Source organism: Modestobacter sp. DSM 44400 (genome assembly GCF_900107175.1).
In the GTDB taxonomy this organism is placed as follows: domain Bacteria; phylum Actinomycetota; class Actinomycetes; order Mycobacteriales; family Geodermatophilaceae; genus Modestobacter.
The window spans coordinates 1-19,792 of sequence record NZ_FNOZ01000060.1 but is presented as its reverse complement, the minus strand read 5'-3'; the positions used below and the strand labels follow the sequence as shown (position 1 = coordinate 19,792).

The following is a 19,792-nucleotide window of genomic DNA, read 5'->3' as shown; positions in this document are numbered from 1 at the left end:
GGCCCTGATGACCGCCGGCAGGCAGCACCGGCTGGATCAACTCCCACAACTCGTCCGGGATCTCGTCGGTACGCAACATTCGTCCAGCGTCGCCCACCAACCCGCCAATCTTTGGCAGACACGCTCTAGTCGCCACGACTTCTTCCCGGTGCTGGGCGGTCATGGTGAGGACGACGTCGGCGCTATCGACGTCCGCCCGCTCCAGTGGGCTGGATCCGAACGGGGCCAGCGTGAGGCCACGGCGTTCCAGCGCCACGGCGGTGAACGGGTGCAGCGGCCGACCCCGCCGAGCCCAGGTGCCCCCGCTGCGGACCTCGACCTGACTTCCCGACACGGCGGCCGCCCACGACTGTGAGAGCTGGTGCGCGGCTGCGGATCGGCAGACGTTGCCGGTGCAGACGAACAGCAGCCTCATGGTGTGGCGACTCGCCGGCCGTGGCGCTCAGCGTGGCGACGTCGGAGCTGGTCTTGCCGGGGCAGGGCCGTCACGCGTGGCTGAGAGTCCGGGTCATGGGCACATCGTCGTCCGTGAGGCCGCAGAGTGCCTGCAGGAGGGGGGCGAGCGCGTCGAACACCTGCTCGCCGACCTCCTGGTGCACCCCGGGCGCTGGCCGATCGGGTCCGGTACGTCATCGTCCTCCCGGTCGGCGACCCTCCGGGTGGCCCGCTGCCGGCCCAGCTCCGACACCAGCACCCTGGGCCCTGGCGTCGACGTCGGCCACCGGTGGGAGCGCAGTCTGGTCGACGCCGCGCAGCAGTGCGGCGGCTTCCCGCAGTGTGTAGGTGCGGAACATGGCACGCGGCGCCAGCTTCAGCGCCGCGCGCCGGTGCGAGCGGCTCATGGTCAGCGTCAGGTCCGCCGCGGCCATCTCGGCGGTCAGCTGACGTGCGGCGAAGCCGGACGGGTCGCCGCCCAGGCTGGCCAGCACCAGCGCCGACGACGATTCCATGCCACTGTCGACGACCGCATGCGTGCCGGCACTCGCCGTGCCCACTGCGGCAGCCGTCGCCCCGAGGGCGTCGTCAAGGAAGGCACGTGTCAACCGCTCACCCATCGGGGATCGGCAGATGTTGCCCGTGCACACGAAGAGGATTTGCACCGGCACAGTGAACCTTGACGGCCCCCGACGCGGAGTGCATCAAGAAGTCGACGTCGTCGCGTCCTCGTCCCGGGGAACTCGTTTGTCACACAGGTGCCCTGGAGTCCCACGTTGGCCGTTTCGGCTCCAGATCCGCGGTGTCCGCGCGATAACTTCCGCTCGACTTCAGCGCCACGTGTGGGTTGACGTCGGCAGAGCGCCCCAACCGGTTGGCGCCGCAAGGGCACGGGGGTACGCGTGGAGCTCAAGGGAATCGCCCAGGTCATCCGTCTTGGGTGGTGGCTGCTCATCGTGAGTGCCCTGGGGGGCCTGCTGGTGGCCGGGGGCCTGACCTACCTGACCACCCCGCTCTACTCCTCGTCGACGAAGCTCTTCGTGTCGACTGCGGCCTCGGCCGACACGTCGGCGGCCTACCAGGGCAACCTGTTCTCCCAGCAGCGCGTGGCCTCGTACGCCGATCTGCTCACCGGCGAGCAGCTGGCCGCCCGGGTGGTCGACGAGCTGGGCCTCGCACTGACCCCGGCGCAGGTGGCTGCCAAGGTGCAGGCCACCGCGCTGCCGGACACCGTGATCCTCCGCGTCGACGTGACCGATACCGATGCTGCGCGGGCGCACGACATCGCGGCCTCGCTCGGGCGCCATTTCACGGAGCAGGTCAGCCTGCTGGAGACCCCGGCCGGTGGCGACGCCTCGACCGTGAAGGTGACCACGGTGCAGGAGGCCGACCTCAACCCGGCGCCGATCTCCCCGGACCGGACGAGCAACCTCGGGCTGGGGCTGGTGCTCGGGCTGCTGGCAGGCGTGGGCCTGGCCGTGTTGCGGATTCGCCTGGACAACACGGTGAAGACACCGCAGGACGTCCTGGCCGCCACCGGGAGCACGGTCATCGGGACGGTGCTGGAAGACCCCGAGCTCGCCCGTGACCACCTGGTCGCCGACCTCGACCGGCACTCGCTGAGCTCCGAGGCCTACCGCTCGATCCGCACCAACCTGCAATTCCTGGACGTCGACCATCCGCCGCGGGTCATCGTGGTGTCCAGTTCGGTGCCGAGCGAGGGCAAGTCGACCTTGGCGGTCAACATCAGCACCGTGCTGGCGCAGTCGGGCAGCCGGGTCTGCCTCATCGAGGCCGACCTCCGCCGCCCGCGGGTCACCAAGTACATAGGCCTGATCAGTGGCGCCGGCCTGACCAACGTGCTCGCCGGCGATGCCGCCTTCCACGAGGTGGCCCAGCCGTGGGGCGACGGGCGGCTGACCGTGCTGGCCGCCGGCCCGATGCCGCCGAACCCCAGCGAGATGCTCGGCTCGGCGCAGATGCGGACGCTGCTCGGCCAGCTGCGCGAGCAGAACGATTTCGTCATCATCGACGCCCCGCCGCTGCTGCCGGTGACCGACGCCGCGGTCCTCTCGGTGCACTCGGACGGCTGCCTGCTGTCCGCCCGGCACGGCCACGTCCGCCAGGCCGAGCTCTCCGAGGCGGCGCAGGCGCTGGCCCGGATCGACGCCCGGCTGCTGGGCGTCGTGCTCAACCGGGTGCCGATGGCCACCGGTGCCGCGCGGGGCTACGGCTACAGCTATGAGCCCGACCCCGACCGGGCGACGCTCAAGCCGCGCGCCAAGTCGCGGGGCGCGTCGGCCCGCAGTCACGCGCACCCGCAGTCGCCGGGGACCAGCCCGTTGCGCGCGGTCGGCTCCGGCCGATGATCCGCGACGCCGTGCTGCGGGACGGCCACGCCCAGGCGCGTCAGCCGCTGCTGGCCTGGCGGGTGCGGCGCTGGTCCCTGCTGGGGGTCGACGTGATGGCGCTGGTCGCCGGCTTGGCGCTCGCCAGCGCGGCTCGCCGTGACTTCGACGTCCGGCTGATCGACCGGACCGGGCTGTTGTTCGCCGCGGCGGTCATCGCCGCCGCGTTCGTGGCCATGTCGCTGACGCTGCGGCTGCCGCAGGGCCGGCACACGGTCGGCAGCGCGGAGGAATCGACGGCATTGGCGGTTGCCGTGACGGTCGCCGCGATCGTCACCGTGGCCGCCGACCTCGTCACCGGGCCGCCCCGGGTGGTCCCGTTGTCGGTACCGGTGGTCGGAGCGGCGCTCTCCTTCGTGCTCATGCTGGGGCTGCGGCTGGTGGTGCGCCACCAGCGGCAGGCCGCATCGAGGCGGCGCGCGGGCGTGCCGACCTTGGTCTTCGGCGCCGGCGTGGCCGGCGGCCAGCTCATCCGCTCGATGACCGAGTCGGTCGGCGGGCCGTACGTGCCGGTCGGCGTGCTGGACGACGACCTGCGCAAGCGGCACGCCCGGGTGCACGGTGTCCGGATGATGGGTGGCCGCGAGGACATCGCCGCGGTGGCCGGCGCGACCGGAGCGGAACTGCTGGTGATCGCCCTTCCCAGCGCCGACGCCTCGACGATCCGTGACATCTCCCAGCGGGCGACCGACGCCGGGCTCGCGGTGAAGGTGCTGCCCAGGCTGTCGGAGATCGTCGGCTCCCAGGTCGGCATCCGCGACGTGCGCGACATCGACATCGCCGACCTGCTGGGCCGCCGCCAGGTGGACACGAACGTGCGGGCCATCGCCGACTACCTGGTGGGCAAGCGGGTGCTGGTCACCGGTGCCGGCGGATCGATCGGCTCGGAGTTGTGCCTCCAGCTCGCCCGGTTCCACCCGGCCGAGCTGATCATGCTGGACCGGGACGAGTCGGCCCTGCACGCCCTGCAGCTGCAGCTACACGGCGAGGCCCGGCTGGACGCCCCCGAGGTCGTCTTGGCGGACATCCGCGACAGCGAGCAGCTCACCGCGCTTTTCGCCGAGCGTCGGCCCGAGGTCGTCTTTCATGCCGCCGCGCTGAAGCACGTGAACATGCTGGAGACCCACTCGCAGGAGGCGTGGAAGACCAACGTCCTCGGCACCCGCAACGTGCTGGAGGCGGCCACCGCGGTCCGGGTCGAGCGGTTCATCAACATCTCCACCGACAAGGCCGCCGATCCGGTGAACGTGCTCGGTCGCACCAAGCGGCTGGCCGAGCAGTTGACCGCAGCCTACGCCCGGGCCAACGACGGTGCCTTCCTCTCCGTCCGGTTCGGCAACGTGCTGGGCAGCCGTGGCTCGGTGCTGACGACCTTCACCGCTCAGATCGCCCGCGGCGGCCCGGTCACGGTCACCGACCCCGACGTCACCCGGTACTTCATGACCATCCCCGAGGCGGTTCAGCTGGTCATCCAGGCCGGTGCGATCGGCCGGGACGGCGAGGCGCTGGTGCTCGACATGGGTGAGCCGGTGCGCATCGCCGACGTGGCCAGGCAGCTGATCGCGCTGGCCGACCGGCCGATTGACATCGTCTACACCGGTCTGCACCCCGGGGAGAAGCTGCACGAGGAGCTGTTCGGCGAGAACGAGACCGGGACCCGGGCGGCACACCCGCTGATCACCCATGTCCCGGTGCCGCCGCTGGAACCGGCCGAGATCGGCCGGATGGGCCGCCGCGCCGAGGACCGGGTGGTCGCCAGCCCCGCGGCAAGCCTGGTCGGGGAGTGGGCCGACGAGCGTGTGATGGAGGTCCGGTGACGACGACGATGCGCCCCGTGCGTGAGCGGGTTCTGCTCTCCACCCCCGACGTGGGCCCGCGCGAGGAGGAGCTGGTCGTCCAGGCGATCCGGTCGGGGTGGATCGCCCCGCTCGGGCCGATGGTCGACGAGTTCGAGGCTCGCATGGCCGAGCGTTGCGGACGGGCTCACGCCGTCGCGCTGTCGTCGGGGACGGCGGCGCTGCACCTGGGACTGCTGGAATTGGGGGCCGGGCCCGGCACGGTCGTCGTCGTGCCCACGATGACGTTCGCGGCCACCGCGAACGCCGTGGTGTACACGGGTGCCGAGCCGGTGTTCGTCGACTGCGACGACACCGGCAACCTCGACCCGGCGCTGCTCGAACAGGCGCTGACCGAGCTCTATGCCGAGGGGCGTCGCACGGCCGCCGTGGTGCCGGTCGACATCCTCGGCCGCTGCGCCGACCACACGGCCATCTCCGCGGTGGCCACGGCCTTCGGCGTGCCGGTGCTGGAGGACGCCGCGGAGTCCCTGGGCTCGTGGCACGGTGGTCGTCCTGCCGGTGCCTTCGGCGAGATCGCCGCGCTCTCGTTCAACGGAAACAAGATCATGACGACCAGCGGCGGAGGGATGCTGCTGACCGACGACGCCGCCACCGCGCAGCGGGTCCGTTATCTGAGCACTCAGGCGCGTCAGCCGGCCGTGCACTACGAGCACACCGAGATTGGCTATAACTACCGGCTCAGCAATCTCCTCGCCGCGCTCGGCGTGGCGCAGCTGGAGCGACTGGACGGGATGATCGCGCGGCGCCGCGCCGTCCGCGAGGAGTACGTAGCCCTGTTCGCGGCCGTCCGTGGCGTGGAGCTGTTCCAGCGCGACAGGGACTCCGCCGACAACTGCTGGCTGACCGCCGTGGTCGTGGACCCGGACCGGGCGGGCTGGTGCTCGGCCGACCTGAGGAGAGCCCTCGACGACGCCGGGGTGGAGTCGCGGCCGCTGTGGAAGCCGATGCACCGACAGCCCGTGTTCGCCGCCGCGCGGTCGTTCCGCTCCGGAACCGCTGACCGCCTCTTCGAACAGGGGCTGACCCTGCCCAGCGGCTCCGCCCTGACCTCGGCCGAGGTCAACCGGGTGCGGACCGCGGTGGCCTCCTTCCTCGGCTCGTGACGCGCCGCAGGGCCGAGAGCAAGGCGCTGGCCAAGCGCGCCTTCGACGTCAGCGTGGCCGGTGGCCTGCTGGTGGCGACGGCCCCGCTGCAGGTAGCGGTCGCGGTCGCCGTCCGGACCTCCCTGGGGAGCCCCGTGCTCTTCCGCCAGGTGCGTCCGGGTCGGGACGGGCGGCCCTTCCGGCTGGCGAAGTTCCGCACAATGCGGTCGGTCGAGCCCGGGCATCCGCCCGCCGCCGATGTCGAGCGGATGACGTCGCTGGGCCGGGTGCTGCGCAGTACCAGCCTCGACGAGCTGCCCACGCTGTGGAACGTCGTCCGCGGGGACATGAGCCTGGTCGGGCCGCGCCCGCTGCTCATGGCCTACCTGGACCGGTACACGCCCGAGCAGGCCCGTCGGCACGAGATGCGTCCAGGGGTGACCGGCCTGGCCCAGGTTCGCGGTCGCAACGCCCTGAGCTGGTCGGAGAAGTTCGCGGCCGACGTGGAGTACGTCTACGCGCAGACCCTGTGGCTGGACCTGCGGATTCTCGGCGCGACAGTGCTGTCGGTGGTGCGCCGGCAGGGCATCTCCGCCGACGGCGAGGCCACCATGCCCGAGTTCCTCGGCGCAGTGCCGACCGGCGGCTGAACGTCTGCTCTGGAGGGCTGGGCGCCGGGACCGCGAGCGGTCAGTCGCTGACGGCGTCGCGCAGGACCTGCTCGAACCGGACGAACAGCCGGTCCCGGTCGAACGACGTCAGCGCGAGCTGCCGCGCCGCCTCGCCGGCCCGCTGCTGACGCTCGGGGTCGGCGAGGACCTCGGCGACCAGTTGAGCGGCTTCGGCCGGCCGCTGTGGGGGAAGCAGGAGGCCGGCACCGCTCTCCGAGATCGCGTCGGCCAACCAGCCGCCGTGGTTGACCGCGACCGGCCGGCCCGCCGCGAGGGCGTCGAAGACCTTGTTGGAGGAATTGGCGGTCAGCTCGGGCACGTCGATCACCGTGGAGACGGTGAGCGTGCTGGCCCGGAACCAGGCTGCCACCTCGGTCTTGGGCAGGCTGCCGAGGATGAGGCACGTGTCGTCGAGGACGCCGAGGCGAGCGGCCAGATCCCGGGTCTGGTCGAGCTCTGCGCCGGCCCCGATGAGCACGACGCGGGCCGAGGGCAGGAGCGGTTTCAGGGCGGCGGCCAGCTCCACCAGGTAGCCGACGCCGTTGACCAGGCCGAATGTGCCCGCGTACAGCACGACCGGGTGGGCGGCCAGCCAACGGTTGGCGTCGGCCAGACGGTCGTCGGTGTCCGTGCGGACGCTGAAGAACTCCATGTCCGCGGCGTTGGGGACCAGTGTGACGTCCGCTTCCGGGCGGACGCGCAGGACACCGCGCACCATGTCTGGCGACAGGGCGATGATCTTGCGTGCCCGCGCGTAGGACCACCGCTCGAGGGCCCTGGCCAACGTGCGCGTGGGCCAGGACCGCAAGACGCCGAGCGCGATCGGCACGGTCGGCCACAGGTCGCGGATCTCGAGGACCATCGGGACCTTGTTGCGGAACGCGGACCAGGCGCCAGGGATCGAGACGGTCAGCGGTGTGCTGGTGGCCAGGACGACGTCCTGGGGTAGTCGGGCCGCCATGGTCATCGCGGCGAGCATGAACTGGACGAAGGCGATGATCCGCCGCCACGGCGGCATCGAGTTGTCGTAGGGTACCTGGATCCAGTGGACGTCGATGCCCTGCTCGACGGTGTGCCGCCAGCGTGCAGCGCCCCGACTCCCCTCCGCGTCGGCGGTGACGATGGAGACCTGGTGGCCGTGGCCGACGAGTCGCCGGGCGAACTCGTACGAGCGGGTGCCCCCGGACATCTCCGGGGTCCGGAAGTACTGGTGGATGTAGACGATCCTCATGGCGCGCAGGTCTCCCGGCCGGTGATCAGACGGTGTCCGTAGACGGCGGCCTCGCGTTGGGCGCGGAACATCCGCGCGGACCGCTTCCCGGTGGCCTGGTGCTCCTCGTGGACGACGGCCAGCGTCGGCTCGTAGCCCACGCGCAGGCCCACGGTACGTGCGCGCTCTGCGACGGTCAGCTCCTCGCCGAAGAGGAAGGGCCGGTGGTGCAGCGTGCCGCCTGCGGTGAAGAAGTCCTGATGGAACAACGTGAAGGCACCGTGCGGCGCGTAGATGTCCCCGGCCGGATGCATGGGCGCCGGGCCGCGGCGGGAGTTCCGCCAGCCGGCGTATCGGATCGCTGCGGAGGCCGAGAGGCGGTGGGAGAGGACAAGGCGCCGGACCAGCATGGCCCGGGCCGACGGGCGCGTGACCATGAACGGGTTCTGTGACCTGCCACTGGGGAGTGCGGTGATCCGGGGGGCGAGCACGGCCGGCGGATCGGTGAGCCGGGCCAGCCGATCCACGAACGTCCCGTCGGCCAGGTGCAGGTCTGCGTTGCACACGGCGAGCCAGGTGGCCGTCGACGGACGCGCTGTCGTCCACCAGTGGGCGGCACCGAAGTAGCCGAGGTTCGACGGCGCCCGGGCCACCTCGACCCGCGGGTCGCTGCCGGCGGCGGAGGCGAGTTGCTCGGCTTCAGCGTCGGACTCGCTGGTGTCGACGATCACCAACCGCCAGTCCTCCTCGGTCTGCCCGACCAGGGACCCGATCAGACCAGGGACGACCGGCGACCCGAAGTAGCTGACCGATACCAACTGGAGAACGGTCATGCCCAGCTGCCTCCTCTCTGCGTGCGCCGCGGCTGGCGCGAGCCCGACCGACGCTCGGCTGCGACCCGGCCGCTGTGCTGCACCCCCACCTGATGGGCCCGAGCGGCGGCGACCGTGCCGATGGAGCAGGCCATGGCGCTCGTCAGGACCGTGGCCGGGCAGGCACGCCGACGGCGGTGACATCGGGTGGCAGGTCGCGGACGACAGCCGCGCACGCACCGACGACGGTGCGTGCACCGACATGGCGGCCCTGGATCACGGCCGACCCGGTACCTAGGTTGACCTCGTCCTCGATCACGGTGTTGCCCGAAATCGAGACGTTGGGATTGGCGGTCACATAGTCCCCGAGGACAGCGTCGTGCCCTACGGTGACGCCCAGGTTGAGATGCACGTGCCGGCCGACCCGGACGTTGGTGGTGATGACGGCGGACGCACAGACGATGGTCCCGGCACCCAGGTGCACTCCGTGCCTGCCGAGGACAGCGGCCGGGTGTACCAGCGTGGCGGCGGTTCGGCCGGCGGCGGTTGCCCACTCGTCGAGGCGACGTCGCACCGGACCGCTACCGATCCCGACGACGTACTGAACGTCGGCGGGCAGCTCGAGCAGCGTCCGTGACGGGCCGAGGAACGGCGTCCCGCGGTCGACGAGGAGGTCTCGGTCGGGGTTGCCGTCATCGAGGAAGCCCAGCATCGCCCATGGCTCGGGGCGACCCTGGACCGCGGCTCCGGCATTCACGGCCTCGATGACGTCGTGGACCTCGCGTCCGAAGCCACCGGACCCGATGACCACCAGTGGTGTACTCGTCATGCCCCTGTCCTCAGGTCGTCCTGCCCATCGGGTTCACTCCGGTCGCGCCTGCAGGTGACGTCGTGCGACCTCATCGCAGCGCGCTCCCGTTCGCGAGGTGGGCGCGCACCGCCCGCCGGCCGACGACCGCGGACAGCGCCACGTAGGTGCTGGCCCCGACGGTGAACGCGACGGCGACACCGAGCTCGCCCAGCGCGGAGGCCAGCGCCACGTCGATCAGGCAGGTGACGGACAAGCTCACGATGAGCAGGCCGAGCATCGTCGTCGTCCGGTCCATCGCCTCCAGCGGTTTGTGCACCATCTGGGCCAGCTGCCACAACGAGCCGCCGGTGAGCAGCACGGCGAAGGTGCCGGCTGCAATCGGGTCGGCGATCAGCTGGTCGGCGAACAGCAGGTAGCAGCCGAAGCAGACCGCGGCGACGACCGCGGTCCCAGCGGTGAGCAGCGCCGTAGCCCGCCGCCACGTGCGCAGGCTGGCGAGCTCGTCACCGGCGTTCCAGCGCCGCATGAAGGCCGGGTGCAGGAACATCACCAGCGGGGTGACGAACATGCCCATCCCACGCACGCCGAGGTCGGCGGCGGCGGCGTAGTGCCCGGCGCGGTCCAGCCCGTACAGCTCGGTGAGCACGAAGCGGTCGAGGTAGATCAGACCGCCCGAGACCGTCAGCCAGATCGACATCGGCCAGCCGTACCGCCAGTGCGCGGCCAGCACCGCGGCAGCGGGCACGCGGGCGCGGCCGACGGCTGGGTCGCTGCTCCGGGCGATGACCAGGGCGCCGGCGGTCCCGGCGGCGGTCGCGAGAACCAGGGCCCAGGAGGTGAACTGCCCGGCGACGGCGAGGATCACGGACACGACGAGGGCACCGCCCACCCGCACCAGCTCGGCGACGGCGTAGCGGGTCGATCGGCCGTCCCGCTGCAGGAAGGTCTGCGCGACGCTGTAGCCCGAGGTGAGCACCAGGCTCGCGGCGGCGGCGACCAGGAGGACGGCGCGGTCGACCGGCCGGCCGGCGTCCGGGCCGATGAGCAGGGCGAGCGGGACGATGGCGAGCAGCGCCGTCGCCTCCACCAGCAACCGGGTGCGCGGAGCGACGTCCTCGTACTGCGGGCCGGTGCCACCGCTGTGCCGCAGGATCGCCTGCCGCAGCCAGCCGCCGGTGAGCGAGGTGCCGATGAGTGCGGTGGCCCAGAAGAGCGAGTAGAGGGCGTAGTTGGCCGGCCCGTACAGGAGCAGCCAGACCGGGACCCTGACCAGGGTGAGCACGCCGGGAACGGCCCGGGCGGCACCGAAACCGGCGACCACCCGGATCGCCATGAGCTTGTCACCGCGTAGGTGTGTGGCGCGTCGTCCTGACGTGCCCGGCGCCGCGGCGATCAGCTCGGGGTCGGGGACGACCAGCCCTTCGGGATGCACGTCACCTCCCGCCGTCCGTCGCATGACGCAGAAGCTAGACGGCAGCTGAGGGCACCCCCGGTCGCCACTCCGCTCACCCGTGCTCCCTGAGGTCAGCGAGGGACATGAGGTCTGTGAGGTGTGACGGGACGATCCGTGACCGTATTCCCGGGCGTGTGTCCCCGTCGCAGCCGCGCGCTGGGAGAGCATCGGTTCGAAGACGCAGGCTTAAGCCAGGGTGAGCAACGGCGCTCCGCTGGGGCGAGAAGGAAGGTCAGACGTGATTCCTCTCTTCGTCGTCCTGGGGGTGATCACTCTGCTGGTCGCGGGGTGGCCGCGCGGAGTGACCGGCGGTCGGTGGCTCACTCCCGGACCGTTCTTCACTCTGTACTGGGCGCTGGCCCTGCTACTCCCGCCGCTGCTGGCCCCCGGCTTCTACGTGTCGAAGCCCGCGGTGTTCTTCATCGTCGCGCTCGTCCTCTGCTTTGTGCTCGGCGCCTACATCGCGGGCGGGAGGCGTCCTGCCGTCCGGCTTCCGGAACACCAGCCGCGGCAGCTGAACGTACGTCTCCTCCGACAGTTGGTCGCGTTCGGGGCCATGAGCGGTTTCGCCGCCACCTTCGTCCTTCAGGTCGTCAACGGTTACTCGTTGACGTCGGTCTTCAGCGTCTCGCAGTTGTTCCAGTCCGCGACAGCGATCTCCTACGAGCGGTACAGCGGCAACCTCGTCATCCCGTCTTCGGTGCCCCTGCTCCTCAGCTTCACCTACGCCGGGGCCCTGGTGGCGCCGTTCGCGGCTCAAGGCCTGCGTCGGCGGACGGCTCTGCTGTGCTACGCGAGCCCGGTGCTGGGCGCCACCGCGTACGCGGTGGTGACTACGGCGCGAGCCGGCATGCTGACCGCGTTCTTCTTCGTCCTTGCTGGGTGGATCGTCCAGCGGATCTACTGGCAGGGAGAGACGCCACGACTGGGGTGGCGTGCGGTCGTCACCGGCGGTGCCGCGTGTGTCGGCGTTCTGGGGACCTTCATCGCGATCGCCTTCATGCGCGTCGGGACCATTGACAGTCAATACGTCGCCGTGGTGCTGAACAAGATCTCGGTCTACGCAGTGGGCTACCTCACGGGCTTCTCCCGGTACTTCGACAGCCAGCCGCCGAGCTTCCCGCACGAGTGGGGGGCGGCCTCGCTGGCTGGCATCGCGAAGAACATCGGCGCCGGCAGCGAGTACGGGCAGGCCCTTGATGACTTCGTGCCCCTGGGCAACGGTGGATCGACCAACATATTCACGGCGTGGCGTTACTTGGTGGAGGACTTCGGCCTGATCGGCACACCCATCGTTGCGGTGGCGGCCGGCGCGCTGCTGACCCTCCTCTGGAGGCGGTTGGTCGAGCGCCCGAGTCCACTGGTTGCGTTGGGGTGCCTGGCCGGCTACGCGTTCCTGGCCCATAGCGTGACCCTGCCGATCTTCACCTTCACCAACGTGGTGCTCGCCTTCATGGTCGCTGCGTTCATGCTGACCCGGGAAGCGCCGGCAGCCGCACCTGTGGGTGCCTGCGCGTGGCGGCGTCTCGTGCCGCCGTCTCGTCAGCGAAGCAGCGGTACATCGGACGGCTCTCCCGTCAGCGGCAGAGGAGCACATCGGCCGCCGGAGGTCGGCACCGCCACGGTGGTCCCCGTCCATGGGCGGCAGGACTCCTCAGGTGCGCGGAGTCACCACGGTGTCGCGGCCGCGCTCCCATCCGTGAGCGCGCTGGTGGAGCCGCGATCGCCGGTCTCGCTTGCTGACGAGCGAGTGCGCAGAACACACGACTGGCCACGGCCGTCGCCGCAGTGCCGGTGAGGTTCAGCGGGGAGGATGACGCTGCCTTCCGGAGTGGGGCTGAGGAGGATCCCCGGGACGCGAGCGCCGCAGGGTGTACAGGTGGCGGGCGACCCGGTGATTTTCGCGGTGCGCCGGGGCGCCGCAATCTGGGTCCACGCCGAGCTGACAGCCGAGTCCCGACCAGCACGTGCTTCCGGCGCTCCGCGCAACGGTCAGGTCAAGTCCCCGGATGTCGTCGTGGGCGCCACGCGCGTCACCCGGACGGTCCCTTGCGGACGCGGGACACAGCGACGGGTATGCACCGGTTGGGTGGCTGCGTTCTGGGCCGCGTGAAGGGCGAACCGGCGAAGGGGTGTCCGTCCCGGCCCGCCGCGCTGGGTCGCAGGCGGACCGGGAGGCTCAGCGGGTCCCGCGGTACCGGATGACCGAGCCGGCGCCGACGCTGCGCGCGGCGGTGAGACACAGGTCGGCGCGGCGGTGGACGTCGCTGGCGTTGAGCTCGGGAGCCAGCTGGGCGATGCCGGCATCGGCAATGGCAATGGGCGGCCACGACGCCCCCGGCGGCGGTCTCGGCGGTCTCCTCCGATCCGTGCAGCACGAGGGCGGCGAAGTTGCCAGGGCCTGTCTCCTGGCTCACGACATGATCCAGGAAACACGCCCTAGGGCTGGGGGGCGCTTGGTAGGCCGACGGTAACCAGGAGCCACCCACGCCGCACGCCGCAACGATCACGCCCGTTGCGGGCGGTCAGCCGCCGGTGCGGTTCACGGGGGCTCGAAGATCGCGCAGGCGACCTCCAACTCGCCGCAGTCGGGCGCCGGCGGGGGGGCCTGGCTCGGCCGGCGCTTCCTCCGTGAGCGCGGCTCCCGGGGGCGCAACTTCGGTCGGCGCGGCTTCGGTGGAGATGGGGTCGGTGGTCCGGCCGTGCCGCCCTGGTCCCTCGGCGGAGCCCCGGTGAACGAGCCGCCCGAGCAGCTGGTCGTCGTCGACGACGACGTGGCGGTCGGGAAGGCGTCGGCGGTGGAGATGGGCCCCACCGTGGTCGGCGTTGTGCCCGTGGTCTCCGGAGCGCAGATGGTGCTGGTCGCTCCGGCGAACGACGGGGCGACGTCTGTGGTGACTTCGTCGACGGCGACCGGGTCGGCGGCGCTACCGGTCGACGAGGCGGCCGGGGCTCCGGCTCCCGGTGCCTCGACGGGGGAACCGGGGGTCGGGGGGCGACCAGCTAAGGCTGCCGGTGGCGGCCCGCGGTCCGGAACCGCGCGTCGAGTCTCCGTGACACTCGCCGCAGGCCCGCGACCTGGCGCGGAACACGCCGAACATCCGCCGCCGCCTCTTGTGTCACCCCAGCCGACGTAGTGCCGACTCGCCGTGTAATCCTCGTCGGCGCTGCCCCGGCTCACGCGCCGGGGCAAAGGCGGCGGCATCGGCAGCGATACAGGCTGGAGCCGCTGAACGGATCCTCCTTCAGCCACCGGACGTAGTGGATGCGCAGCAGCCGTCGGCCGCGTCGGCGCACCGACCGTGCCGGACCCCGGGCGCCCTGCGGCCCAGGCAGGCGCCGGTCGGTCGAGATACCCTATGCAGCCAAGCAGAGCATTCCGCCGGCGCCAGGCCTCGGACGGTCATGGCGGCATACCGGGCAGCGGCTCCGTTCGCAGTCCACGGCAGGGCAGGTCGTCCCGGAGTATGGCCCTCCGTCCTCTCTGCCCCAGACATGCAGAGGGGCCGTACCGAGAGGATGGGCGGAAAGGGCGCGCCGGGGTTCAAGAGCAGATTCCAGCAGGGCGTAGCCGACGGAAGAAGGCCTACGCGCACGCCGGGACGGGCTCGACCCTGCGGACAGAAAGTAACAGCCCAACCGAACCCGGGCCTGCGCTCGGTAGGAGTGGCCAGGGAAGAGGTCCTACGGGCAAGATCGCGGCTGTTGGCTCCGGGACGACGTAGGGCCGCCAGTGGTCGGTAAGCCCGGGTAGGGCCGCTTCTCAGCGAGGAACGTCGGGAAGGGCCTGGTCGGTGAACTCGCCCGCGTTCTGGCCGAGCGAATCGCTCTGCAGGTAACCCCACATCCGCTGGTCGGTGACCGTGTCCAGGTATACCACGCTCGCGGCTCCCTCCATACCGGTGCCCAGGACGGGAGCCGTGAAGAAGGCGACGTCGGCCGGCCGGATGCCGCGCGCCGAGTACCCCAGCGACAGCAGGTCCGCGTTGCCCAGCGAATCGTCGACGGCGACCGCGCTGGTCACCGCCAGCAGCAGCGAGTCGAGCTTGCCGGGGTCGGAGAACGAGTTCTGGCTGAACAGCTTGGTGAACATCGACCGCAGGTAGTTCTGCTGGCGCTTGACCCGGTCGAAGTCGCCGCCGGGCAGGCCGTGGCGCTGCCCGACGTATGCCCGTGCCTCGGCGCCGTCGAGGTGGTTGGGGCCGGCCGTAAACGTGTACTCCCCGTTGCTCGTCGTCTCCGGGACGACGACGTCCACCCCGCCGAGGTCGTCGGTGACCTGGATGAGCCCGTTGAAGCTGATGGCCGCGTAGTGGTCGATCCGGACACCCGTCAACTGCTCGACGGTCTGGATCAGCAGGGTGGGCCCACCGAAGGCGTAGGCGGCGTTGATCTTGTTCTTGCCGTGGCCGGGGATGTCCACCCACGAGTCTCGGGGGATCGAGATGACCTGGGCGTGCTTCCGGTCCCCGGCGATGCGGGTGAGCATGATGGCGTCGGAGCGGGCATCGGGCAGGTCGCCGTTCTCGACGACGGCCCGGGTGTCCGAACCGACCAGCAGGAACGTCACCGGATCGGCACCGGTGTCCTGCACCGGGCTGGCCGCCGCCGGCCGCGATCCGGCGTCGATCCCGGCGAAGACGTCGCCGACCCGGTCGATGTTCCCGCCGTACCGGGAGCTGAGAAACCACAGCCCACCGCCGACGACCAGCGCCAGCACCAGGCCCAGGACGCCCAGCGCGACCAGGGCGCTCCGCCAGGTCCGGCGTCGACGCGTCCGGGGACGTTCCGTCGTCCCGGCGCCCTCGTGCGCGACGGCCCCGTATTGATCGTTGTCGTACTGGTCGTCCTCGTACCCGTCGCTCCCGTGACCGTCGTGCTCGTACCCGGTGACCGCGTGGGCCTCCACGGTGGCCGGTTCACTGTTCGGCCTCGAGTGGCGCGCCGGTCGATCCGTTCGGTCAGTCATGTGTCCCCCGTCAGTCAGCGCCTCGCACGCTACGGGGGCGGCGACCGCCTCCGGCGCTCTCCACGCACACGCGGGGGTCCCTTGGGGCCGGCGGGACGGGGGTGGCATCAGCGGCGGCTGGGATGGACTTCCCACCGCCACGTGCAGCGGCGGAACCGCCGTCCGTCGGATCAACGGCACGTAACGCGAAGTGACCGACTCGCCGGAAGGCCCCCACCCAGCTTGTCGCCGACACCCGTCGGCGGCAACCTACTGTCCATGACGGGCGACGCCGAGGTTCTCGACCGGGTCCGGGCGGATGCCGACCGGGTGGTGCTCTGCAGGTGCGGCGGCTCCGGCCGCCTGGACCACGCGCTGGTCAACCCGCCGGGGGAGCCCGAGCGCTACGTGCGCGACACCTTCACCTGCACCTGGGACCGGCCCGGCCCCCACGAGCCCATACTCCCGCCGCACGTCTGAGGACGGCGGCCGTTCCGCCGTCCGACAGTTGCCCATCAGGAAACGGACACCTCCCGCCAGCTGCCCCGGCGAGCCTGGCCGCATGCTCCTCGCTGGACTCCTGGGCTGGGCACTTCTCGCCACGGTCACCGCGGCGGTCTTCGCCGCGCTGGGTCGCGCCGGGCTGCGCGAGGAAGAACTCCACGAGGTCGTGCCCGCCGGCCGTTGACCGGTCCCTTGTGCGCCGGCCCCGGAGGCCGAAGGTCTGCCGGGCCCGCAGCCGGTCTCCCGTCGGCTGCGCGCCCCGACCCGAGCGGGCGCCGGCTGACCCGATGGGACGACCGGCGGTGACTACGCGTTGCTCGACCCGCAGGATGAGACCACCCCACCTCGGACGGAAGACGCCTCTTGACTGCCTCAGATCACGACACCGCGCGCACCCTGGCCACCTCCGCCGGCGAACTGCTGCTCCAGGTGCGGGCCCGGGACTCCGCGGACGCCACCGCCCGCAAGACCGCGGGGGACGCCGAGTCGCACCGCTTCCTGATGGACGCCCTCGCCGCCGTCCGCCCGGACGACGCCGTCCTGTCCGAGGAGGGTGCCGACGACCCCGCGCGGCTGGGCGCTGAACGGGTGTGGATCGTCGACCCGCTCGACGGCACCCGTGAGTTCTCCGAGCTCGAGCGCGCCGACTGGGCGGTGCACGTCGCCCTCTGGGAGCGCGGCGAGCTGGTCGCCGGTGCCGTGGCGCTGCCCGCCGAAGGCATCACGCTGAGCACCGCAGAACCGCGGGAGGTCCCCGCGCGGTCCGACGGCCCGCTCCGGCTGGCCGTCAGCCGCAGCCGCCCGCCGGCGCTGGTCGCCGTGCTGTCCGAGCAGCTGGGCGCGGAGCTGGTGCCGATGGGCTCCGCGGGCGTCAAGGCGATGGCCGTCGTCCGCGGCCGGGCCGACGCCTACGTGCACGGTGGCGGTCAGTACGAGTGGGACTCTGCAGCCCCGGTCGCCGTCGCCCGGGCCGCCGGGCTGCACACCAGCCGGCTCGACGGCTCGCCGCTGCGCTACAACCAGGCGAACCCGTGGCTGCCCGACCTGCTGGTCTGCCGCCCCATGTTCGCCGACCAACTGCTCGGCGCGCTCGCCGACACCGCCTGACCGCGCCGGCCCCGAGGCGGTGCTGTCACCCGAACGGGTGGTCTCCCGCCCCAGGAGGCGCAGGCGTGTCGGTTGACGTCAAGCACCGCGCCCCGCGTGCCGATGGCATGACCATGCCGTCGTGGGGATGGGTGCTGATCGGGTGGACCGCCCTCGCGGTGCTGGTGGCCGTGCCGATGGGCCGGGCCTTCCACGAGGCCGACCGCCGCGAGCGGGGCCTCGCGCCCAACCCCGGCCTGCTCGACGACCGTGCCGCCGCTCCTCGGCGCCGCCGCATCCCGCTGCCGCCGATCGCCGTCCCCCTCGCCGGCATCGGCGTCGCCCTCGAGGCCGCCGGCTTCAGCATCCGCGCCAGCGGGCACGAGAGCGGGACCGCCCGGCTGTTCGCCATGGACCTGCCGCTGTCGGTGCCGCGGCTCTACGTCACCGCACTGTTCGTCGCCGCCGCGGGCGCCGCGTTCCTCGGCGCCTCGCGCGCACCGGGCCGCCGCTCGTGGTGGATCGCGGTCGGCGTCGTCACCGCGATCGTCGCCGAGGTCAAGGGCGGCGGCACGGTGCACGTCCGCGCACTGGAGGCCGTCGGCCTGGTCGGCCACCCGGTGGCCGCCGCGGCGGCCAGCGCGTTCGTCGTCGCCGCCGTCCTCACCGTGCTCTTCTGGCTCAGCCGCAACGACCGCCGGGACCGGCGCCGCGTGCTGGGCGCCCTCGGCCTCTACGCCGTCGCCTCGGTGGGGCTCTCGAGCTTCTCCTCCGTCGCCGGCCAGTTGTTCGGCTCCCGCTTCGCGGGCATCGCCGCCACGTTCGTGGAGGAGAGCGGCGAGGTCGTCGGCGGGGTGGCCGTGCTCATCGCCGTCCTCGTCGGCGTCGCGCCGCGGCTCGTGCTCCCGGCAGCGTGGGCGCTGCGCCGGGACGTGGACGCCGAGACGATCGACGCCCCGGGCACGCTGCCCACCTGGTCGCCGGGCAGCACCTACCTGCGCTGAGCTCCCGCCGTCCCGGCCAGCACGGTCTCGAGCACTCGCCGGGCGTTCACCTCGGCGCTGGTCCCGGTCGTGTCCAGGGTGACCTCTGCGTCGGTCGGGGCCTCGTAGGGGTCGCTCACCCCGGTGAACTCGGCGATCTCGCCGCGGCGCGCCTTCGCGTAGAGACCCTTGCGGTCCCGCGCCTCGCACTCGGCCAGCGGGGTGCCCACGTGCACCAGCACGAAGCTGCCCGGCCCCGCCTGCGCCTCCACCAGCCGGCGGGCGTCGGTGCGCGTCGCCGCATAGGGCGCGATCGGCGCGCACACCGCGATCCCGCCGTGCTTGGCGATCTGCCCGGCGACCCAGCCGATCCGCCGGACGTTGGTGTCCCGGTCGGCCTTGGAGAAGCCCAGCCCGGCCGATAGGGAGGTGCGCACCTCGTCGCCGTCGAGCAGGGTGACCGTGCGGCCGGCCTCCTGCAGCAGCTCGACGAGCCGGCCGGCGATGGTCGACTTCCCCGCGCCGGACAGCCCGGTGAACATCACCGCCAGCCCGCCGGTGCGCGGCGCCGCGGCCTCGACCCGGCTGCCCAGCAGCGGTGCCCCATAGGCCGCGGCCAGGTCCTCCCACGCGAGCTCCGGGTCTGCGGCGGTCACCGGCACCGGGACGACGACCAGCTCCCGGCCGTGCGCGGCCGCCGACCACCGGGCAGCAGCCAGCGAGACCGTGGCCGAGTCCGGCGCGGTGCCGGCGACTGGCAGCAGCGCCAGCACCCGGGCGGGCAGCCTGCCGGCGTCATCCGGGGGCAGGCCCACCCAGGCGGCCACGTCGCTGGTGTCGCCCAGTTGCGCGCGGACGGCGGCGGGGGAGCGCCAGCGCGGGATCTCGCGGACCGTGAGCCCGGCGTGGTCCCGGACGGCGACCAGGACTCCCTCGGCGTCCTCGAACTCGGTGTCTCCCGACCCGTCGGCCCCGGGCAGCTGTGGGCTGCTAGCGAGCCCGAAGGCGGACCGGGCGAGCGCAGCGAGCTGGATGTCGGTCAGCCGCATGCGGGTCTGTGCCATGCCAGCAGTCTGGCAATGAGCCACCGCGGGCGGCGCGAGGGGATCAGCGGGCAGCGCGGACCCTTCCACAGCGGCAGGCGTACAGCGTGGCGCCGGCGTCCGTCCCCCGTCCGGGGGACCCGTCGTCGCCGGCTGTCACATCCCGGGGCGGACCACTCCGCACCGACAGGCGTACAGCGATGCGCTGCTGAACGGGTCATCGCCGCGGCGGGAGAACAGGTGGACGTGCGGCAGCCGGGCGGCGAGCCCCGGGCGCAGGGTCAGCGACCCGGTGTTCCGGCTGGTCACTGGCGTGGCGAGCAGGTCGCCAACGATACGCATCAGTCGAGTGTGCCATCCAGGCGGCTGTGGAGACAGTCGGAACCGGGCTCTTCGAACTTGAGGGGGAAATGACCCTCAGCAGACGGTGACCCGGCGGTGTCGCCGAGTGCAGGCGAACCGTACTCGGCGGCGCTGATTCTCGAGG

General features: G+C 72.0%; 18 protein-coding genes. 9 read left to right on the top strand and 9 right to left on the bottom strand.

The annotated features are described in order from the left end of the window. Together BLW04_RS22120 and BLW04_RS22115 are read right to left on the bottom strand one after the other, a co-directional pair. Positions 1-415: arsenate-mycothiol transferase ArsC (locus tag BLW04_RS22120; RefSeq protein ID WP_371327814.1), on the bottom strand; the 415-nt coding region annotated here is incomplete at its 3' end. 214 nt (positions 416-629) lie between these two features. After that, positions 630-1,100 carry an arsenate reductase/protein-tyrosine-phosphatase family protein gene (locus tag BLW04_RS22115; RefSeq protein WP_139306962.1) on the bottom strand — a complete coding sequence of 157 codons (471 nt, stop codon included), beginning with the start codon at positions 1,098-1,100 and terminating at the stop codon, positions 630-632. Between the two features lie 237 nt (positions 1,101-1,337). On the opposite strand from BLW04_RS22115, the gene BLW04_RS22110 reads away from it, so the two are divergent. From BLW04_RS22110 to BLW04_RS22095, 4 genes are read left to right on the top strand one after another with little or no spacing between them, the layout of a single operon-like run. Further along, positions 1,338-2,804 carry a tyrosine-protein kinase domain-containing protein gene (locus tag BLW04_RS22110; protein ID WP_091547485.1) on the top strand — a complete coding sequence of 489 codons (1,467 nt, stop codon included), beginning with the start codon at positions 1,338-1,340 and terminating at the stop codon, positions 2,802-2,804. Beyond that, on the top strand, positions 2,801-4,660 hold the full coding sequence (locus BLW04_RS22105) for a polysaccharide biosynthesis protein (protein WP_091547482.1): 1,860 nt from the start codon (positions 2,801-2,803) through the stop codon (positions 4,658-4,660). The genes BLW04_RS22110 and BLW04_RS22105 overlap by 4 nt, the downstream gene beginning before the upstream one ends. Beyond that, positions 4,657-5,805 (top strand): DegT/DnrJ/EryC1/StrS family aminotransferase, encoded by a 1,149-nt coding sequence (locus tag BLW04_RS22100; RefSeq protein ID WP_217631188.1) that lies wholly within the window; start codon positions 4,657-4,659, stop codon positions 5,803-5,805. The genes BLW04_RS22105 and BLW04_RS22100 overlap by 4 nt, the downstream gene beginning before the upstream one ends. Next, positions 5,802-6,434, top strand: coding sequence for a sugar transferase (locus tag BLW04_RS22095; protein WP_254781885.1), 633 nt, complete (start codon positions 5,802-5,804; stop codon positions 6,432-6,434). Before BLW04_RS22100 ends, BLW04_RS22095 begins: the two co-directional genes overlap by 4 nt. Before the next feature lie 40 nt (positions 6,435-6,474). On the opposite strand, the gene BLW04_RS22090 is transcribed toward BLW04_RS22095, so the two are convergent. From BLW04_RS22090 to BLW04_RS22075, 4 genes are all read right to left on the bottom strand, one after another. Next, complete coding sequence (locus tag BLW04_RS22090; protein ID WP_091547479.1) at positions 6,475-7,686, bottom strand: glycosyltransferase family 4 protein; 1,212 nt, start codon at positions 7,684-7,686, stop codon at positions 6,475-6,477. Beyond that, positions 7,683-8,498, bottom strand: a complete 816-nt coding sequence (locus BLW04_RS22085) for a glycosyltransferase (protein WP_175484205.1) — start codon at positions 8,496-8,498, stop codon at positions 7,683-7,685. Before BLW04_RS22085 ends, BLW04_RS22090 begins: the two co-directional genes overlap by 4 nt. A 142-nt stretch (positions 8,499-8,640) precedes the next feature. Continuing rightward, on the bottom strand, positions 8,641-9,306 hold the full coding sequence (locus BLW04_RS22080) for an acetyltransferase (RefSeq protein ID WP_091547473.1): 666 nt from the start codon (positions 9,304-9,306) through the stop codon (positions 8,641-8,643). 70 nt (positions 9,307-9,376) lie between these two features. Next, positions 9,377-10,744: a lipopolysaccharide biosynthesis protein gene (locus tag BLW04_RS22075; protein ID WP_175484204.1), complete on the bottom strand. Its 1,368-nt coding sequence runs from the start codon at positions 10,742-10,744 to the stop codon at positions 9,377-9,379. 235 nt (positions 10,745-10,979) lie between these two features. Here BLW04_RS22075 and BLW04_RS22070 point away from each other — a divergent pair, with 235 nt between their 5' ends. Further along, a complete protein-coding gene (locus BLW04_RS22070) occupies positions 10,980-12,539 on the top strand; it encodes an O-antigen polymerase (protein ID WP_175484203.1) in 1,560 nt (519 codons plus the stop codon). A gap of 1,965 nt (positions 12,540-14,504) precedes the next feature. Here BLW04_RS22070 and BLW04_RS22065 read toward each other — a convergent pair. Beyond that, positions 14,505-15,650 (bottom strand): LCP family protein, encoded by a 1,146-nt coding sequence (locus tag BLW04_RS22065; RefSeq protein WP_254781884.1) that lies wholly within the window; start codon positions 15,648-15,650, stop codon positions 14,505-14,507. Between the two features lie 318 nt (positions 15,651-15,968). Here BLW04_RS22065 and BLW04_RS22060 point away from each other — a divergent pair, with 318 nt between their 5' ends. The 4 genes from BLW04_RS22060 (at position 15,969) to BLW04_RS22050 (ending at position 18,283) form a co-directional block, all read left to right on the top strand. Continuing rightward, positions 15,969-16,169, top strand: a complete 201-nt coding sequence (locus tag BLW04_RS22060) for a hypothetical protein (protein WP_091547462.1) — start codon at positions 15,969-15,971, stop codon at positions 16,167-16,169. Positions 16,170-16,251: 82 nt separating this feature from the next. Then, positions 16,252-16,377: a hypothetical protein gene (locus tag BLW04_RS29250; RefSeq protein WP_256375504.1), complete on the top strand. Its 126-nt coding sequence runs from the start codon at positions 16,252-16,254 to the stop codon at positions 16,375-16,377. A gap of 179 nt (positions 16,378-16,556) precedes the next feature. Further along, positions 16,557-17,300 carry a 3'(2'),5'-bisphosphate nucleotidase CysQ gene (locus tag BLW04_RS22055; RefSeq protein WP_091547459.1) on the top strand — a complete coding sequence of 248 codons (744 nt, stop codon included), beginning with the start codon at positions 16,557-16,559 and terminating at the stop codon, positions 17,298-17,300. 65 nt (positions 17,301-17,365) lie between these two features. Continuing rightward, the gene (locus tag BLW04_RS22050) at positions 17,366-18,283 is read left to right on the top strand and encodes a hypothetical protein (RefSeq protein WP_254781883.1); all 918 of its coding nucleotides are present in this window, start codon (positions 17,366-17,368) and stop codon (positions 18,281-18,283) included. Here the strand turns inward: BLW04_RS22050 and cysC are convergent. Further along, the gene (gene cysC / locus BLW04_RS29370; protein ID WP_305777670.1) at positions 18,271-19,326 is read right to left on the bottom strand and encodes an adenylyl-sulfate kinase; all 1,056 of its coding nucleotides are present in this window, start codon (positions 19,324-19,326) and stop codon (positions 18,271-18,273) included. The genes BLW04_RS22050 and cysC overlap by 13 nt on opposite strands. 135 nt (positions 19,327-19,461) lie before the next feature. After that, a complete protein-coding gene (locus BLW04_RS22040) occupies positions 19,462-19,647 on the bottom strand; it encodes a hypothetical protein (RefSeq protein WP_091547456.1) in 186 nt (61 codons plus the stop codon). Positions 19,648-19,792: the final 145 nt, after the last annotated feature.

What these genes read in the sequence shown, in the direction of transcription:
- BLW04_RS22105 (WP_091547482.1), top strand. Translation starts at nt 2,801, where the DNA reads ATGATCCGCGACGCCGTGCTGCGGGACGGCCACGCCCAGGCGCGTCAG.
- BLW04_RS22090 (WP_091547479.1), bottom strand. Translation starts at nt 7,686, where the DNA reads ATGAGGATCGTCTACATCCACCAGTACTTCCGGACCCCGGAGATGTCC.
- BLW04_RS22085 (WP_175484205.1), bottom strand. Translation starts at nt 8,498, where the DNA reads ATGACCGTTCTCCAGTTGGTATCGGTCAGCTACTTCGGGTCGCCGGTC.
- BLW04_RS22080 (WP_091547473.1), bottom strand. Translation starts at nt 9,306, where the DNA reads ATGACGAGTACACCACTGGTGGTCATCGGGTCCGGTGGCTTCGGACGC.
- BLW04_RS22075 (WP_175484204.1), bottom strand. Translation starts at nt 10,744, where the DNA reads ATGCGACGGACGGCGGGAGGTGACGTGCATCCCGAAGGGCTGGTCGTC.
- BLW04_RS22060 (WP_091547462.1), top strand. Translation starts at nt 15,969, where the DNA reads ATGACGGGCGACGCCGAGGTTCTCGACCGGGTCCGGGCGGATGCCGAC.
- BLW04_RS29250 (WP_256375504.1), top strand. Translation starts at nt 16,252, where the DNA reads ATGCTCCTCGCTGGACTCCTGGGCTGGGCACTTCTCGCCACGGTCACC.
- cysC (WP_305777670.1), bottom strand. Translation starts at nt 19,326, where the DNA reads ATGGCACAGACCCGCATGCGGCTGACCGACATCCAGCTCGCTGCGCTC.
- BLW04_RS22040 (WP_091547456.1), bottom strand. Translation starts at nt 19,647, where the DNA reads ATGCGTATCGTTGGCGACCTGCTCGCCACGCCAGTGACCAGCCGGAAC.